Origin of the sequence: Wenzhouxiangella sp. XN24, assembly GCF_011064545.1 — a bacterium.
In the GTDB taxonomy this organism is placed as follows: Bacteria; Pseudomonadota; Gammaproteobacteria; order Steroidobacterales; family XN24; genus XN24.
This window is the reverse complement of record NZ_JAAMFG010000029.1, coordinates 1-17,726: the sequence shown is the minus strand read 5'-3', so window position 1 is coordinate 17,726 and position 17,726 is coordinate 1. Positions and strand designations below refer to the sequence as shown.

Here is a 17,726-nt window from a genome sequence, read left to right as displayed (position 1 = left end):
TGTCCAAGTCGAAATTCGAGCGTACGAAGCCGCATGTGAATGTGGGGACGATTGGCCATGTTGACCATGGCAAGACGACCTTGACGGCGGCGTTGACGAAGGTGATGGCGGAGAAGTTTGGTGGTGAGGTGAGTGCCTACGACCAGATTGACAAGGCGCCGGAGGAGAAGGCGCGCGGCATCACGATTGCGACGGCGCACGTGGAGTACCAGTCGGAGAACCGGCATTACGCGCACGTGGACTGTCCGGGTCATGCGGACTACATCAAGAACATGATCACGGGTGCGGCGCAGATGGACGGTGCGATCCTGGTGGTGTCGGCGGCGGATGGTCCGATGCCGCAGACGCGGGAGCACATTCTGCTGGCGCGGCAGGTGGGTGTGCCTTATATCGTGGTGTACCTGAACAAGGCGGACATGGTGGACGATGCCGAGCTTCTGGAGCTGGTGGAGCTCGAGGTTCGGGATTTGCTGAGCACCTACGAGTTCCCCGGGGACGACACGCCGATCATCACGGGTTCGGCGCTGAAGGCGTTCGAGGGTGATGACAGCGAGATTGGCGTGCCGTCGGTGTTGAAGCTGGTGGACGCGATGGACAGTTACATTCCGGAGCCGGAGCGTGCGATTGATGGTGCGTTCCTGATGCCGATCGAGGACGTGTTCTCGATTTCGGGACGTGGCACGGTGGTGACGGGACGTATCGAGCGCGGCATCGTGAAGGTGGGCGACGAGGTGTCGATCGTGGGCATCCGTGATACCACGAAGACGACGGTGACGGGCGTCGAGATGTTCCGCAAGCTGCTGGACCAGGGCCAGGCGGGGGACAACGTGGGCGTGCTGCTGCGCGGTACGAAGCGTGACGACGTAGAGCGTGGCCAGGTGCTGGCGAAGACGGGTTCGATCACGCCGCACACGAAGTTCCAGGCCGAGGTGTACATCCTGGCGAAGGACGAGGGTGGTCGTCATACGCCGTTTTTCAAGGGCTACCGGCCGCAGTTTTATTTCCGCACGACGGACGTGACGGGGATGTGCGAGTTGCCTGAGGGTGTGGAGATGGTGATGCCGGGCGACAACGTGCAGATGGTGGTGGAGCTGATTGCGCCGATCGCGATGGAAGAGGGCCTGCGCTTCGCCATCCGCGAAGGCGGTCGCACCGTCGGCGCCGGCGTGGTCGCAAAGATTTACGAATAATTTTCCCAGGGCAGTAGCTCAATTGGCAGAGCGGCGGTCTCCAAAACCGCAGGTTGGGGGTTCGATTCCCTCCTGCCCTGCCAGAACACGCAGGCGCCCAACCGGGCGCCGATGCGTCTAGACGGCGGTAAATGAACGCAAAGTCCGAAATATCCACTGCGACCAGCGTGCTGGACAAGGTGAAGATCCTCCTCGCCATCGCGATCGTCGTGGGCGGGATCGCCGGCTATTACGTCTACGAGACGGCGCCGACGGTGCTGCGTGTCGGCGGCGTGATCCTCTCCCTGGCGGTCGCCATCGGCGTGTTCTCCGCGACCGGGGTGGGGCGCGAACTCTGGCAATTCATCCAGGGTTCCCGCGTCGAGCTGCGCAAGGTGGTCTGGCCCAACCGGCAGGAAACCGGGCAGACCACCCTGGTGATCATCTTCTTCGTGATCATCATGGGTATTTTCTTCTGGCTTCTGGACATGTTCCTGTTGTGGGCGACGAAGTTGCTCACCGGGCAAGGGGGCTAGACGATGGCGTTACGCTGGTACGTGGTGCACGCCTACTCGAACTTCGAGCACAAGGTGAAAGAATCGCTCAAGGAGCGGATCCAGCGTTTCGGCCTCGAGCACAAGTTCGGCGAGATCCTCGTGCCCACCGAGGAAGTGGTCGAGATTCGCGAGGGCCAGAAGCGCAAGAGCGAGCGGAAGTTTTTCCCCGGCTACGTGCTGGTGCAGATGGAGCTCGACGACGAGACCTGGCACCTGGTCAAGGAAGTGCCCAAGGTGCTGGGGTTCATCGGCGGTTCGAGCGACCGTCCGGCGCCGATCAGCGACCGCGAGGCGGATGCGATCCTGCAGCGCGTCCAGGAAGGCGTCGAGAAGCCGCGGCCGAAGGTGTTGTTCGAACCCGGCGAGGTGGTGCGCGTGACCGACGGGCCGTTCAACGACTTCAACGGGGTCGTGGAAGAAGTGAATTACGACAAGAGCAAGCTGCGCGTCGCCGTGCAGATTCTCGGCCGCGCGACGCCGGTCGAGCTGGATTTCAGCCAGGTCGAGAAGGCCTGAGCGGAAGCGGTCCCCGGGAAGGGGCCGCACGCGCCGCGAAGGCGCAGGGCAGGGAAGCCGCAGGGGAGCCGCAAGGCGTCTGGACCCACTTACAGTCAACGAGAGAGTCATGGCAAAGAAAGTCACCGGATACATCAAGCTGCAGATTCCTGCAGGCAAGGCGAACCCGAGTCCGCCCGTGGGCCCCGCGCTGGGCCAGCACGGCGTGAACATCATGGAGTTCTGCAAGGCCTTCAACGCCCACACGCAGGAGATCGAGCAGGGCCTGCCGACCCCCGTCGTGATCACCGTCTACAGCGATCGCAGCTTCACTTTCGTGACCAAGACGCCGCCCGCGGCGGTGTTGCTGATGAAGGCGCTGGGGCTTTCCAAGGGCAGCGGCGAACCGAACACCAAGAAGGTCGGTACCGTCACGCGCCAGCAGCTGGAAGACATTGCAAAGATCAAGATGGCCGACCTCAACGCCGCCGACCTCGACGCGGCGACGCGGATCATCGCCGGCAGCGCCCGCAGCATGGGCCTCAACGTGGAGGGTCTTTGATCATGGCGCGCATGAGCAAGCGTAAGAAGCTGTTCGCCGAAAAGGTGCAGCCGGGGCAGTATTACCCGATCGACGAGGCGCTGGAGCTGGCGCGCGAGCTGGCCACGGCCAAGTTCCGCGAGTCCATCGAAGTGGCCGTCAATCTCGGCGTGGATCCCCGCAAGTCCGACCAGGTGGTGCGCGGCTCGACCGTGCTGCCCAACGGTACCGGCAAGGAAGTCCGCGTGGCGGTGTTCGCGCAGGGCGAGAATGCGGACAAGGCGAAAGAGGCCGGTGCCGACATTGTCGGTTTCGAGGATCTCGCGCAGCAGGTCAAGGACGGCTTCATGGAGTTCGACGTGGTCATCGCCTCGCCGGATGCCATGCGCGTGGTCGGACAGCTCGGCCAGATCCTCGGGCCCCGCGGCCTGATGCCGAACCCGAAAGTCGGCACCGTGACGCCGGACGTGGCGACCGCGGTGAAGAACGCGAAGGGCGGCCAGGTGCGTTACCGGACCGACAAGGCCGGCATCATCCACTGCGCGATCGGCAAGGCCGATTTCGAGCCGGCGGCGCTCAAGGAAAACCTCGGCGCCTTGCTGGCGGACCTGGTGAAAGCCAAGCCGTCGTCGTCCAAGGGTATCTACATGCAGAAGGTCACCGTGTCCTCGACCATGGGTCCGGGCATCGCGGTCGACCAGGCATCACTGAGTTACTAGGGAAGCAGCGCGGGCGCCGCGGCGGCCTCGGCCGGCGCGCGTCGTCCCGCGGCAATGGAGTGCGCAAGGAGCCGGCATGACAGCCGGCCGTCGTCAGAGACCGCAGGTGGCTTCGGCCTTAATCAACAGCCTGCGCAGATGGTGTTACCCGAGTCAGGCGTTCCTGGTGAAGGTCACCGTCAGGGTGGGAAGCGCAGGGATGCGTTTCCTTGAACAAGGACTTTCGGCCAGGAGTACACAATGGCACTGAGGCTAGAAGACAAGAAAACGCTTGTCGCCGAAGTGAAGACGGTCGCGGAAACCGCGCATTCAGCCGTGGCGGCTGAATACCGGGGCCTCACCGTCGGCCAGATGACCACCCTGCGCAGGGAGGCCCGGGATTCCGGTGTCTACCTGCGGGTGGTCAAGAACACCTTGGCGCGGCTGGCGCTCGAGGGCACGGACTTCGAATGCATGAAGAACGAGCTCAAGGGGCCGCTGGTGCTGGCATTCTCGACAGAGGATCCCGGTTCCGCCGCGCGGGTGATCAAGGCCTTCGCAAAAGCAAACGACAAGCTGGTGACGCGGATCGTCGCGATCGGCGGGCAGGTTTATCCCGCCACCGATCTGGATCGTCTCGCCAGCCTGCCTACGCTGGACCAGGCCCGGGCAATGCTGCTCGGCATGCTCCATGCGCCCGCTTCCCAGCTGGTTCGCACCCTCAACGAGCCCGCGGCGCAACTCGCCCGCGTGCTCGCCGCAAGGCGCGACCAGCTCGAGGCGGCCTGAGGCAGGTTTTTCATTTCAACCATCGGGTAACACCGTTTTTTTCGGAGCAAGGTAATGGCTGTTTCGCGTGAAGAAATTATCGAAGTATTGAGCAACATGAGCGTTCTCGAGGTCACCCAGCTGGTGTCCGATCTCGAGGAGAAGTGGGGCGTCTCCGCCGCTGCGCCGGTGGCCGCTGCCGCCGCAGGGCCGGCTGCCGAGACCGCCGCCGCCGAGGAGCAGACGGAATTTGATGTCGTGATGAGCAGCTTCGGCGCCAACAAGGTCGGCGTCATCAAGGCCATCCGCACCATCACCGGGCTCGGCCTGAAGGAAGCCAAGGACATGGTCGAGGGCGTGCCCGCGACCGTGAAGGAAGGCATCTCCAAGGACGAGGCCGAAGGCATCAAGAAGCAGCTCGAAGAGGCCGGCGCCAGCGTCGAGGTCAAATAAGATCTGCACGCACAGGATTGAAACCTGTGCCTTCGGGCAGGCTGGTGGCATGAGCCACCGGCCTGTTCCCGTTTCTGCCGGTTTCGCGCGGGCCACCCGGCTCGCGCTCCAGGCCCTCCCGGCGGGGTCATTCCTGACAACGAGCCGCACTCGAAGGTGAGCCCGATGGCGTATTCCTTTACCGAGAAGAAGCGTATCCGCAAGGACTTCGGCAAGCGTCCGACGATTCTTGAGGTGCCGTACCTCCTATCCATCCAGCTGGATTCCTACCGGAAATTCCTGCAAACGGACCTTCCCGAGGGGCGTCGGGACGAGGTGGGGTTGCATGCTGCCTTCCGCAGCGTGTTCCCGATCGTCAGCTATTCCGGCAACGCGGCCCTCGAATACGTCAGTTACCGGCTGGGCGATCCGCCGTTCGACGTGAAGGAGTGCCAGGTCCGCGGGCTGACCTATTCCGCGCCGCTGCGCGTCAAGGTCCGCCTGGTGATCTACGACAAGGAGGCTTCCGGTACGCCGAAGCCCGTCAAGGACATCCGCGAGCAGGAGGTCTATCTCGGCGAACTGCCGCTGATGACCGAGAACGGCACGTTCGTCGTGAACGGCACCGAGCGCGTGATCGTCTCCCAGCTGCACCGGTCGCCCGGCGTGTTCTTCGACCACGACCGCGGCAAGACGCACAGCTCCGGCAAGCTCCTGTTCTCGGCACGAGTGATCCCGTATCGCGGCTCCTGGCTCGATTTCGAGTTTGATCCGAAGGACTGCCTGTTCGCGCGTATCGACCGTCGGCGCAAGCTGCCGGTGACGATCCTGCTGCGGGCGCTGGGCTACTCCGAGGAGGAGATGCTGGCGCTGTTTTTCGAAACCAACGAGTTCACGCTCGGCAAGCAGGTCGAGCTGAAGCTGATTCCGGAGCGCCTCAAGGGCGAGACGGCGAGCTTCGATATCGTCGTGGGCGACGAAGTGATCGTGGCCGAGGGCAAGCGCATCACCGCGTTGCACGTGCGCAAGCTGAGCAACGAAAAAGTGAAGTCGCTGCCGGTGCCCGTGGAGTATCTCGAGGGCAAGGTGCTGGCTCACGATGTCGTGGACGAGAAGTCCGGCGAGTTGCTGGCGAAAGCCAATGACGAATTGACCGCCGAAAGCATCAAGACGCTCATCAAGGCAGGGATCAAGTCGATCCGCACGCTCTGGACCAACGACCTCGACCGGGGGCCGTACCTGTCCCAGACGCTGCGCATCGATGCGACGAAGACGCCTCTCGAGGCGCTGGTGGAGATCTACCGGATGATGCGCCCCGGCGAGCCGCCGACGCGCGAGGCCGCAGAGAACCTGTTCCACAACCTGTTCTTCAACTCCGAACGCTATGACCTCTCGGCCGTCGGCCGGATGAAGTTCAACCGTCGCGTGGATCGCGACAGCACCACCGGCCCCGGCGTGCTCTACGACGGCCACTATTTCTCGACCCGCAAGGACGAGGAATCGAAGAAGCTGTTCGCCGAGTTCGGCAAGGACGATCCGGCGGCGACGTCCGACATCATCGCCGTGCTGCAGACGCTGTGCGATATCCGCAACGGCAGCGGCTCGGTCGACGACATCGACCACCTCGGCAACCGGCGCATCCGCAGCGTCGGCGAGATGGCCGAGAACGCCTTCCGCATCGGCCTGGTGCGCGTCGAGCGCGCCGTCAAGGAGCGCCTGACGCTGGCGGAATCCGAGGGCCTGATGCCCCAGGAGATGATCAACGCCAAGCCGGTGGCGGCCGCGGTGAAGGAGTTCTTCGGTTCCTCGCAGCTGTCGCAGTTCATGGACCAGAACAATCCGCTGTCCGAGGTGACGCACAAGCGTCGCGTCTCGGCGCTCGGGCCGGGCGGCCTGACGCGCGAGCGGGCGGGTTTCGAGGTCCGTGACGTGCATCCGACGCACTACGGCCGGGTCTGCCCGATCGAGACGCCGGAAGGACCGAACATCGGCCTGATCAATTCCCTGTCGGTCTATGCGCGGACCAACGACTACGGCTTCCTGGAGACGCCGTATCGCAAGGTCGAGAACGGCAAGGTCACCGAGCAGATCGATTACCTGTCGGCGATCGAGGAGAGCCAGTTCGTCATCGCGCAGGCCAACGCCGAGCTGGGCGGCAAGGGCGAGTTCACCAGCGACCTGGTGTCCTGCCGGCATCGCAACGAGTTCTCGATGGCCACCCCGGCGGACATCGAGTACATGGACGTGTCGCCGAAGCAGATCGTCTCGGTGGCCGCCTCGCTGATCCCGTTCCTCGAGCACGACGACGCCAACCGGGCCCTGATGGGCTCGAACATGCAGCGCCAGGCCGTGCCGACGCTGCGTGCGGACACGCCGCTGGTCGGCACCGGGATGGAGCGGGCCGTGGCCGTGGACTCGGGCGTAACCGAGGTCGCGCGACGCGGCGGCGTGGTCGATTCGGTCGATGCCTCGCGCATCGTGGTCCGGGTACATGACGAGGAGACGACGGCAGACGAGGCCGGCGTCGACATCTATAACCTGACGAAGTACCAGCGCTCCAACCAGAACACCTGCATCAACCAGCGCCCGCTGGTGAAAGAGGGCGACGTGATCGCGCGGGGCGACGTGCTGGCCGACGGTCCGTCCACCAACATGGGCGAGCTGGCCCTGGGCCAGAACCTGCTGGTGGCGTTCATGCCGTGGCACGGCTACAACTTCGAGGACTCGATCCTGATCTCGGAGCGCGTGGTCGAGGAAGACCGCTTCACGACCATCCACATCGAGGAGCTGAACTGCGTGGCGCGCGACACCAAGCTCGGGCCGGAGGAAATCACCTCCGACATCCCGAACGTGGGCGAATCGGCGCTGGCGAATCTCGACGAGGCGGGCATCGCGTACATCGGCGCCGAGGTGAAGGCGGGCGATATCCTGGTCGGCAAGGTCACGCCCAAGGGCGAGACGCAGCTGACGCCGGAGGAAAAGCTGCTGCGGGCGATCTTCGGCGAGAAGGCCTCCGACGTGAAGGACACCTCGCTGCGCGTGCCCCCGGGCATGGACGGCACGGTGATCGACGTGCGGGTGTTCACCCGCGACGGCGTGGAGAAGGATTCGCGCGCGCTGTCCATCGAGCGCCAGGAGGTCGAGCGGATCCGCAAGGATCTCGACGACACCCTGCGCATCCTCGAGGACGACATCTACGACCGCGTGGAGAAGATGCTGGTCGGCAAGAAGGCGGCCGGCGGGCCGAACAAGCTGAAGGCCGACAGCACCATCACGAAGAGCTACCTGGCGGAACTGCCGCGCGAGAAATGGTTCGAGGTCCGCCTCAAGAACGAGGAGGCCGCGAGCCAGGTCGAGCGCATGAAGGAGCGCCTCGGACAGCAGCGCGAAGAGTTCGACCTGCGCCTCGAAGAGAAGCGCGGCAAGATCACCGCGGGCGACGATCTCGCCCCCGGCGTGCTGAAGATGGTGAAGGTCTACCTGGCGGTGAAGCGCCGCGTGCAGCCCGGCGACAAGATGGCCGGACGGCACGGTAACAAGGGCGTGATCTCGACGATCGTTCCCGTGGAAGACATGCCGCATCTCGAGGACGGCACCCCCGTGGACATCGTGCTGAACCCGCTGGGCGTGCCCTCGCGCATGAACGTCGGCCAGGTGCTGGAGACGCACCTCGGCTGGGCGGCGCGCGGACTCGGGCTGAAGATCGGGCGGATGCTGGATGCCCGGGGCGAGGTCAAGGAGGTCCGTGACTTCCTCGACGAGGTCTACAACCACAGTGGCGGCAAGCGCGAAGACATCGGTTCGCTGGACGATGGTGAAGTCATCGAGCTGGCCGGCAACCTGCGCGGCGGCGTGCCGATGGCCACCCCGGTGTTCGACGGCGCGAACGAGCAGGAGATCAAGGGCCTGCTGCGGCTCGCGGGGCTGCCGGAGTCGGGACAGACGACGCTGATCGACGGGCGCACCGGCGAGTCCTTCGACCGGCCGGTGACCGTGGGCTACATGTACATGCTGAAGCTCAACCACCTGGTGGACGACAAGATGCATGCGCGCTCGACGGGTCCGTACAGCCTCGTCACCCAGCAGCCGCTGGGCGGCAAGGCGCAGTTCGGCGGGCAGCGTTTCGGCGAGATGGAGGTCTGGGCGCTCGAGGCCTATGGCGCCGCCTACACCTTGCAGGAAATGCTCACCGTCAAGTCGGACGACGTCCAGGGCCGCACCAGGATGTACAAGAACATCGTGGACGGGACGCACCAGATGGTGGCGGGCATGCCGGAATCCTTCAACGTACTGGTGAAGGAAATCCGCTCGCTGGCCATCAATATCGAGCTGGAGCAGGAGTGAGCGAGACCCGCTGGGTCGAGGCGCGCACGAGCACTACGAATTTAGCCCCCACAGGGGGAAGGTGAAGCGATGAAGGATCTTCTGAAGCTCTTCAAGCAGAACGTACCGGTCGAGGATTTCGATGCGATTCGCATCGCCCTCGCCTCCCCGGAAATGATCCGGTCATGGTCTTTCGGCGAGGTCAAGAAACCCGAGACCATCAACTACCGGACCTTCAAGCCGGAGCGGGACGGCCTGTTCTGCGCCAAGATCTTTGGCCCCATCAAGGACTACGAGTGCCTGTGCGGCAAGTACAAGCGGCTCAAGCATCGCGGCGTGGTGTGCGAGAAGTGCGGCGTCGAGGTGACGCAGGCCAAGGTGCGCCGCGAGCGGATGGGCCACATCGAGCTGGCCAGCCCCGTGGCGCACATCTGGTTCCTCAAGTCGCTGCCCTCGCGCATCGGCCTCATGCTGGACATGACGCTGCGCGAGATCGAGCGCGTGCTGTATTTCGAGGCCTTCGTGGTCGTCGAGTCGGGGCTCACGCCGCTGGAGCGCGGCCAGTTGATGACCGACGAGCAGTACCTCGAGGCGATCGAGGAACACGGTGACGAGTTCGACGCCCGGATGGGCGCCGAGGCGATCCACCAGATGCTGCGCACCCTCGACCTGCAGGCCGAGGTCGCCCAGGTCCGCGAGGACATGGCGGGGACGAATTCCGAGACGAAGCTGAAGCGCCTTTCCAAGCGCCTCAAGCTGCTCGAGTCCTTCATCGAGTCCGGCAACAAGCCGGAGTGGATGGTGATGACCGTGCTGCCGGTGCTGCCGCCCGACCTGCGCCCCCTGGTGCCGCTCGACGGCGGCCGCTTCGCGACCTCCGACCTGAACGATCTCTACCGTCGCGTGATCAATCGCAACAACCGCCTGCGCCGCCTGCTGGAGCTCAACGCGCCCGACATCATCGTGCGCAACGAGAAGCGCATGCTGCAGGAATCGGTCGATGCGCTGCTGGACAACGGCCGCCGCGGCCGCGCCATCACGGGCACCAACAAGCGCCCGCTGAAGTCGCTGGCCGACATGATCAAGGGCAAACAGGGCCGCTTCCGCCAGAACCTGCTCGGCAAGCGCGTGGACTACTCCGGCCGCTCCGTGATCGTGGTGGGGCCGACGCTCAAGCTGCACCAGTGCGGCCTGCCGAAGAAGATGGCGCTGGAGCTGTTCAAGCCCTTCATCTTCCACAAGCTGCAGCTGCGCGGCGAGGCGCTGACCATCAAGGCCGCCAAGCGCGCCGTGGAACGCGAGGGACCGGAGGTCTGGGACATCCTCGAAGAGGTCATCCGCGAGCACCCGGTCATGCTGAACCGTGCGCCGACGCTGCATCGTCTCGGCATCCAGGCTTTCGAGCCGGTGCTGGTCGAGGGCAAGGCGATCCAGCTGCACCCGCTGGTCTGCACGGCATTCAACGCCGACTTCGACGGCGACCAGATGGCGGTGCACGTGCCGCTGTCGCTGGAGGCGCAGCTCGAGGCGCGCGCCCTGATGATGTCGTCGAACAACATCCTCTCGCCCGCCAACGGCGAGCCGATCATCGTGCCGTCGCAGGACGTCGTGCTGGGGCTCTATTACCTGACCCGCCAGCAGACCAACCAGAAGGGCGAGGGCAGCCTGTACACGGACGTGTCCGAGGTGCATCGCGCCTATGAGAACCGTGCCGTCGGCCTGCACGCCGCCGTCAAGGTCCGCATTCGCGACTGGTCGCAGGACGAGGACGGCGAGAAGGTCTCGACCCTGAAGACCATCGAGACGACGGTCGGCCGCGCCCTGCTGTCCGAGATCCTGCCGGAGGGGCTGCCCTTCGAGCTGATCAACAAGGACATGAACAAGAAGGCCATCTCGGGGATCATCAACGAGTGCTATCGTCGCCTGGGACTGAAGGAAACCGTGGTGTTCGCGGACCAGCTCATGTACATGGGCTTCCGTTACGCGACGCGCTCGGGCGTCTCCTTCGGCGCAGACGACATGGTCGTCCCGGTCGAGAAGGCGGAGATCCTGGCCGAGGCCGAGACGGAGGTGAAGAACTTCCAGGAGCAGTACGCCTCCGGCCTGATCACCAACGGCGAGCGCTACAACAAGGTCGTGGACATCTGGTCGCATACCAACGACCGCGTCGCCAAGGCCATGATGGACAAGATCAGCACCCAGGACGTGGCCGATTCCAGCGGCAAGGTGGTGCGCGAAAAGTCCTTCAACTCGGTGTTCATGATGGCCGACTCCGGCGCACGTGGCTCCGCGGCGCAGATTCGCCAGCTGGCCGGCATGCGCGGCCTGATGGCCAAGCCGGACGGCTCGATCATCGAGACGCCGATCACCGCCAACTTCCGTGAAGGCCTCGACGTCCTGCAGTACTTCATCTCCACCCACGGCGCCCGCAAGGGCCTCGCGGACACGGCGCTGAAGACCGCGAACTCGGGTTACCTGACCCGGCGCCTGGTCGACGTGGCGCAGGACCTCGTGGTCACGGAGGTCGATTGCGGCACGACGGACGGCCTCCTGATGACGCCGCTCGTCGAGGGCGGCGACGTGGTCGAACCGTTGCGCGAACGCGTCCTCGGCCGGGTGGTTGCCGAGGACGTGCTGCGTCCGGGCGGTGACGACGTGGTCGTGGCGGCCGGCACGTTGCTGGACGAGCGCTGGGTCAAGGAGCTCGAGCGGCTGTCCGTGGACCAGGTCTGGGTGCGCTCGCCGATCACCTGCGAGACGCGCTACGGCCTGTGCGCCCAGTGCTACGGGCGTGACCTCGCGCGCGGCCATCCGATCAACATCGGCGAGGCCGTCGGCGTCATCGCGGCGCAGTCGATCGGCGAGCCGGGCACGCAGCTCACGATGCGCACCTTCCACATCGGTGGTGCGGCTTCGCGGGCTGCGGCACGCAGCAATGTCCAGGTGAAGAACGGCGGCACGGTGCGCCTGCACAACATCAAGACGGTGCGGCATGAGAAGGGCCACCTGGTGGCGGTGTCGCGCTCGGGCGAGCTCGGCATCATCGACGAATTCGGCCGCGAGCGGGAGCGTTACAAGATCCCCTACGGTGCGGCCATCATGGTCGACGACGGCGACCAGGTGAAGGCGGGCGCGGTAATCTCCACCTGGGACCCGCACACTCACCCGGTGGTCTCCGAGGCCGCAGGTATCATGAAGTTCCAGGACTTCATCGACGGCGTGACCGTGGAGTCGCGGGTCGACGAGCATACCGGGCTTTCGAGCATCGTCGCGATCGATCCCAAGCAGCGCGGTGCGGCCGGCAAGGACCTGCGGCCGATCGCCAAGCTCGTGGACGCCAAGGGCAAGGACCTGTATTTCCCCGACAGCAAGGAACCGATTGCCTACCCGCTGTCGGTGGGCGCCATCGTGGTCATGGAGCCGGGCCAGAAAGTCGGTGTCGGCGACATCATCGCGCGTATCCCGCAGGAATCCTCCAAGACCCGCGACATCACGGGCGGCCTGCCGCGCGTCGCCGACATGTTCGAGGCGCGCAAGCCGAAGGAGCCCGCGATCCTCGCCGAGCATAGTGGCAAGGTGAAGTTCGGCAAGGAGACCAAGGGCAAGCGCCGCCTCGTCATCGAGAACGAGGAGGGCGAGCACGAGTTACTGATCCCGAAGTGGCGCAACCTGTCGGTCTTCGAGGGCGAGGTGGTGCAGCGTGGCGAAGTGATCTCGGACGGCGAGATGAACCCCCACGACCTGCTGCGCCTGCAGAACGTCAAGCTGCTGGCGGACTACCTGGTGCGCGAGATCCAGGACGTGTACCGGCTGCAGGGCGTGAAGATCAACGACAAGCACATCGAGGTCATCATCCGCCAGATGCTCCGCAAGGCCGAGATCACGGATCCGGGCGACACCAAGTTCCTGCGCGGCGAGCAGCTCGACCGGGCCCGCGTGCTGGAAGAGAACGAGCGCGTCGCGGAGAAGGACGGCGCGTCGGCGACCTACACGCCGGTCCTGCTGGGCATCACCAAGGCCTCGCTGGCCACCGAGTCGTTCATCTCCGCGGCCTCCTTCCAGGAGACCACCCGGGTGCTGACCGAGGCGGCGGTGCGCGGATTGCGCGACGACCTGAGGGGCCTGAAGGAAAATGTCATCGTCGGGCGCCTGATTCCGGCCGGGACCGGCTTCGCGTTCCACATGGCGCGCCGCCGCAAAGTAGAGATCAGTCCCGCGGAAATGACCATGGCGGAGGCGATGGACGCCGCCGGAGTGACTGCGGAAGACGTCGAGACGCCGGCGCCCAGCGAAAGCGAGTGAGCGAATACCGGGCCCTGCGCTTGACAGTGCGGGGCCCGGTTCCTAAAATCCTCGGGCTCAGCACAGGCCGTCCATAAAACGGCCTGCACAAGATGCCACCGGGGAAGCGGGCCGCCTAGGGCGGCCTGGTTTTTCTGTGTCAGGTGAAATCGGGAATAGAGAATCTATGGCTACGATCAATCAGCTCGTCCGCAAGCCCCGTCGCATCCAGAAGGAAAAGACGGCGGTGCCCGCACTGCAGGCCAGCCCGCAGCGGCGCGGCGTGTGCACGCGCGTCTACACCACGACCCCGAAGAAGCCGAACTCGGCGCTGCGGAAAGTGGCCCGCGTCCGGCTCACGAACGGCTTCGAGGTGACCAGCTACATCGGTGGCGAGGGGCACAACCTCCAGGAGCACTCGGTGGTGCTCATCCGCGGCGGGCGCGTCAAGGACCTGCCGGGCGTGCGCTACCACACGGTGCGCGGCACGCTCGACTGCGCCGGCGTCAGCGATCGTCGCCAGGGCCGCTCGAAGTACGGCGCCAAGCGCCCCAAGTCCTGATGAACTCCCCCTTCACGACCTCTTTTTCGGCCAGGTAGTCCCATGTCCAGACGTGCCCAGGCGCCCAAGCGCCTCATTCTCCCCGACCCGGTCTACGGCAGCGAGACGCTGTCGAAGTTCATGAACATGGTCATGGAAAGCGGCAAGAAGTCTGTCGCCGAGCGCATCGTCTACGGTGCGATCGACCAGATCTCGGATCGGCGCAAGATGCCGGCCGACAGCGCTGTCGAGATCCTCGAGCAGGCGCTGGAGAACGTCAAGCCGATGGTCGAGGTGAAGTCCCGCCGGGTCGGCGGCGCCACCTACCAGGTGCCGGTCGAGGTGCGCGCGGTGCGCCGCCAGACGCTGGCGATGCGCTGGCTGATCGACGCCGCCCGCGCGCGCGGCGAGAAGTCCATGGCCCAGCGGCTGGCCAACGAATTGATGGATGCCGCGGACAGTCGCGGCGCCGCAGTGAAGAAGCGCGAAGACACGCACCGGATGGCAGAGGCCAACAAGGCCTTCTCACACTACCGCTGGTAACCCGGCGCACTGCCACCCGCTCCACGGACAACGAGGTATTTTAACGTGGCTCGCACGACTCCCATCGAGCGCTACCGCAACATCGGCATCATGGCCCACATCGACGCGGGCAAGACGACGACGACGGAGCGCGTACTGTTCTACACCGGTGTCTCGCACAAGATCGGCGAGGTGCATGACGGTGCGGCCGTCATGGACTGGATGGAGCAGGAGCAGGAGCGTGGCATCACGATCACCTCCGCGGCGACGACCTGTTTCTGGAAAGGCATGGACCAGAGCTTTCCCGAGCACCGCATCAACATCATCGACACGCCGGGACACGTGGACTTCACGATCGAAGTCGAGCGTTCCCTGCGCGTGCTCGACGGCGCCGTGGCCGTGTTCTGCTCGGTGGGCGGCGTGGAGCCGCAGTCCGAGACCGTCTGGCGCCAGGCCAACAAGTACCATGTCCCCCGCATGGCGTTCGTCAACAAGATGGATCGTCCGGGGGCGAATTTCCTGCGCGTCGTGAAGCAGATGCAGGAACGCCTGCAGGCCACCGCCGTGCCGATCCAGCTGCCCATCGGCGCCGAGGAGACCTTCCGCGGCGTGATCGACCTGCTGCGCATGAAGGCGATCATCTGGGACGACGCCACCCAGGGCACCACCTTCGAACTGCATGATATCCCCGCCGACATGGCCGAGCTGTGCCAGCAGTGGCGTGAGCATCTCGTGGAAGCCGCCGCCGAGGGCGACGAAGAGCTGACCAACAAGTACATCGAGACCATGGAGCTGACCGAGGACGAGATCAAGCGGGGGCTGCGGCTGCGCACCCTGCGCAACGAGGTCGTCCCGGTGCTGTGCGGCTCGGCGTTCAAGAACAAGGGCGTCCAGGCCATGCTCGACGCCATCATCGAATACATGCCGTCGCCCGTCGAGGTGCCGGCCATTCGCGGGCTGCTCGACGACGAGACCGAGGCCGAGCGCCACGCGGACGACAAGGAGCCCTTCGCGGCCCTGGCGTTCAAGATCGCGACCGATCCGTTCGTCGGCAACCTGACGTTCTTCCGCGTCTACTCCGGCGTGCTCGCTTCCGGCGACACGATCTACAACCCGGTCAAGGGCAAGAAGGAGCGCATCGGCCGCATCCTCCAGATGCACGCGAACGAGCGCAAGGAAATCAAGGAAGTGCACGCGGGCGACATCGCCGCCGCGGTGGGTCTCAAGGACGTCACCACCGGCGATACGCTGAGCGATCTCAAGGAAGTCATCACCCTGGAGCGGATGGAGTTCCCGGAGCCGGTCATCTCGGTCGCCGTCGAGCCGAAGACCAAGGCCGACCAGGAGAAGATGGGCATGGCCCTGTCGAAGCTGGCGCAGGAGGATCCGTCCTTCCGCGTGCATACCGACGAGGAGTCCGGCCAGACGATCATTTCCGGCATGGGCGAGCTGCACCTCGAGATCATCGTCGATCGCATGAAGCGCGAATTCAAGGTCGAGGCGAACGTCGGCAAGCCGCAGGTGGCCTACCGCGAGACGATCCGCCAGACCGTCGAGCAGGAAGGCCGCTTCGTCCGCCAGAGCGGCGGCCGCGGCCAGTTCGGCCACGTCTGGATCAAGCTCCAGCCGCAGGAGCCCGGCGCCGGCTACGAGTTCGAAAACTCGATCGTCGGCGGTGTCATTCCGCGCGAATACATTCCGGCGGTGGACAAGGGCATCCAGGAACAGCTGGCCAGCGGCGTGCTCGCCGGTTATCCGGTGGTGGACGTCAAGGTCACCCTGTTCGACGGCTCGTACCACGAGGTCGATTCCAGCGAAATGGCGTTCAAGATCGCCGGCTCCATGGCCTTCAAGGAAGGCTGCAGCAAGGCGAAGCCGGTGCTGCTCGAGCCGATCATGCGGGTCGAGGTCGTGACGCCGGAGGACTACATGGGCGACGTCATGGGCGACCTGAATCGCCGCCGCGGCCTGGTGCAGGGCATGGAAGAGGCGCCTTCGGGCCGCATCATCCGCGCGGAAGTGCCGCTGGCCGAGATGTTCGGCTACGCGACCCAGCTGCGCTCGATGAGCCAGGGCCGGGCGACGTATTCGATGGAGTTCGGTCACTACAACGAGGCGCCGAACAACGTCGCCGATGCCGTGATCAAGAAGGCTTCCTGAGCCGCCCGGGCCGGGAAGAACAAAGACTGAAAGAACGAGGTAGACGCTGTGTCCAAGTCGAAATTCGAGCGTACGAAGCCGCATGTGAATGTGGGGACGATTGGCCATGTTGACCATGGCAAGACGACCTTGACGGCGGCGTTGACGAAGGTGATGGCGGAGAAGTTTGGTGGTGAGGTGAGTGCCTACGACCAGATTGACAAGGCGCCGGAGGAGAAGGCGCGCGGCATCACGATTGCGACGGCGCACGTGGAGTACCAGTCGGAGAACCGGCATTACGCGCACGTGGACTGTCCGGGTCATGCGGACTACATCAAGAACATGATCACGGGTGCGGCGCAGATGGACGGTGCGATCCTGGTGGTGTCGGCGGCGGATGGTCCGATGCCGCAGACGCGGGAGCACATTCTGCTGGCGCGGCAGGTGGGTGTGCCTTATATCGTGGTGTACCTGAACAAGGCGGACATGGTGGACGATGCCGAGCTTCTGGAGCTGGTGGAGCTCGAGGTTCGGGATTTGCTGAGCACCTACGAGTTCCCCGGGGACGACACGCCGATCATCACGGGTTCGGCGCTGAAGGCGTTCGAGGGTGATGACAGCGAGATTGGCGTGCCGTCGGTGTTGAAGCTGGTGGACGCGATGGACAGTTACATTCCGGAGCCGGAGCGTGCGATTGATGGTGCGTTCCTGATGCCGATCGAGGACGTGTTCTCGATTTCGGGACGTGGCACGGTGGTGACGGGACGTATCGAGCGCGGCATCGTGAAGGTGGGCGACGAGGTGTCGATCGTGGGCATCCGTGATACCACGAAGACGACGGTGACGGGCGTCGAGATGTTCCGCAAGCTGCTGGACCAGGGCCAGGCGGGGGACAACGTGGGCGTGCTGCTGCGCGGTACGAAGCGTGACGACGTAGAGCGTGGCCAGGTGCTGGCGAAGACGGGTTCGATCACGCCGCACACGAAGTTCCAGGCCGAGGTGTACATCCTGGCGAAGGACGAGGGTGGTCGTCATACGCCGTTTTTCAAGGGCTACCGGCCGCAGTTTTATTTCCGCACGACGGACGTGACGGGGATGTGCGAGTTGCCTGAGGGTGTGGAGATGGTGATGCCGGGCGACAACGTGCAGATGGTGGTGGAGCTGATTGCGCCGATCGCGATGGAAGAGGGCCTGCGCTTCGCCATCCGCGAAGGCGGTCGCACCGTCGGCGCCGGCGTGGTCGCAAAGATTTACGAATAA

13 protein-coding genes and 1 tRNA gene are annotated in these 17,726 nt (G+C 64.8%); all 14 read left to right on the top strand.

Annotation, left to right across the window (positions count from 1 at the left end; genetic code table 11):
- The coding region (tuf, locus tag G6032_RS06080; RefSeq protein WP_165281262.1) for an elongation factor Tu at positions 1-1,190 on the top strand (1,190 nt) is incomplete at its 5' end.
- A 7-nt stretch (positions 1,191-1,197) separates the two neighbouring features.
- Positions 1,198-1,273, top strand: a tRNA-Trp gene (locus G6032_RS06075).
- Between the two features lie 48 nt (positions 1,274-1,321).
- Positions 1,322-1,705 carry a preprotein translocase subunit SecE gene (gene secE / locus G6032_RS06070; protein ID WP_165281261.1) on the top strand — a complete coding sequence of 128 codons (384 nt, stop codon included), beginning with the start codon at positions 1,322-1,324 and terminating at the stop codon, positions 1,703-1,705.
- 3 nt (positions 1,706-1,708) lie between these two features.
- Entirely contained in the window at positions 1,709-2,242 is a 534-nt protein-coding gene (gene nusG, locus G6032_RS06065) for a transcription termination/antitermination protein NusG (RefSeq protein ID WP_165281260.1), read from the top strand.
- A gap of 109 nt (positions 2,243-2,351) precedes the next feature.
- The gene (gene rplK / locus G6032_RS06060) at positions 2,352-2,783 is read left to right on the top strand and encodes a 50S ribosomal protein L11 (RefSeq protein WP_165281259.1); all 432 of its coding nucleotides are present in this window, start codon (positions 2,352-2,354) and stop codon (positions 2,781-2,783) included.
- Positions 2,784-2,785: 2 nt separating this feature from the next.
- Positions 2,786-3,481, top strand: a complete 696-nt coding sequence (gene rplA / locus G6032_RS06055) for a 50S ribosomal protein L1 (protein WP_165281258.1) — start codon at positions 2,786-2,788, stop codon at positions 3,479-3,481.
- 240 nt (positions 3,482-3,721) lie between these two features.
- A complete protein-coding gene (gene rplJ / locus G6032_RS06050; RefSeq protein WP_165281257.1) occupies positions 3,722-4,249 on the top strand; it encodes a 50S ribosomal protein L10 in 528 nt (175 codons plus the stop codon).
- Between the two features lie 54 nt (positions 4,250-4,303).
- On the top strand, positions 4,304-4,681 hold the full coding sequence (rplL, locus tag G6032_RS06045; RefSeq protein WP_165281256.1) for a 50S ribosomal protein L7/L12: 378 nt from the start codon (positions 4,304-4,306) through the stop codon (positions 4,679-4,681).
- Positions 4,682-4,846: 165 nt separating this feature from the next.
- Positions 4,847-9,004, top strand: coding sequence for a DNA-directed RNA polymerase subunit beta (rpoB, locus tag G6032_RS06040; protein ID WP_165281255.1), 4,158 nt, complete (start codon positions 4,847-4,849; stop codon positions 9,002-9,004).
- Between the two features lie 69 nt (positions 9,005-9,073).
- Positions 9,074-13,285: a DNA-directed RNA polymerase subunit beta' gene (gene rpoC / locus G6032_RS06035; RefSeq protein ID WP_165281254.1), complete on the top strand. Its 4,212-nt coding sequence runs from the start codon at positions 9,074-9,076 to the stop codon at positions 13,283-13,285.
- A gap of 166 nt (positions 13,286-13,451) precedes the next feature.
- The gene (rpsL, locus tag G6032_RS06030) at positions 13,452-13,826 is read left to right on the top strand and encodes a 30S ribosomal protein S12 (protein WP_165281253.1); all 375 of its coding nucleotides are present in this window, start codon (positions 13,452-13,454) and stop codon (positions 13,824-13,826) included.
- A 42-nt stretch (positions 13,827-13,868) separates the two neighbouring features.
- A complete protein-coding gene (gene rpsG / locus G6032_RS06025) occupies positions 13,869-14,348 on the top strand; it encodes a 30S ribosomal protein S7 (RefSeq protein WP_165281252.1) in 480 nt (159 codons plus the stop codon).
- Positions 14,349-14,393: 45 nt separating this feature from the next.
- Entirely contained in the window at positions 14,394-16,487 is a 2,094-nt protein-coding gene (fusA, locus tag G6032_RS06020; RefSeq protein ID WP_165281251.1) for an elongation factor G, read from the top strand.
- A gap of 48 nt (positions 16,488-16,535) precedes the next feature.
- The gene (gene tuf / locus G6032_RS06015; RefSeq protein ID WP_165281250.1) at positions 16,536-17,726 is read left to right on the top strand and encodes an elongation factor Tu; all 1,191 of its coding nucleotides are present in this window, start codon (positions 16,536-16,538) and stop codon (positions 17,724-17,726) included.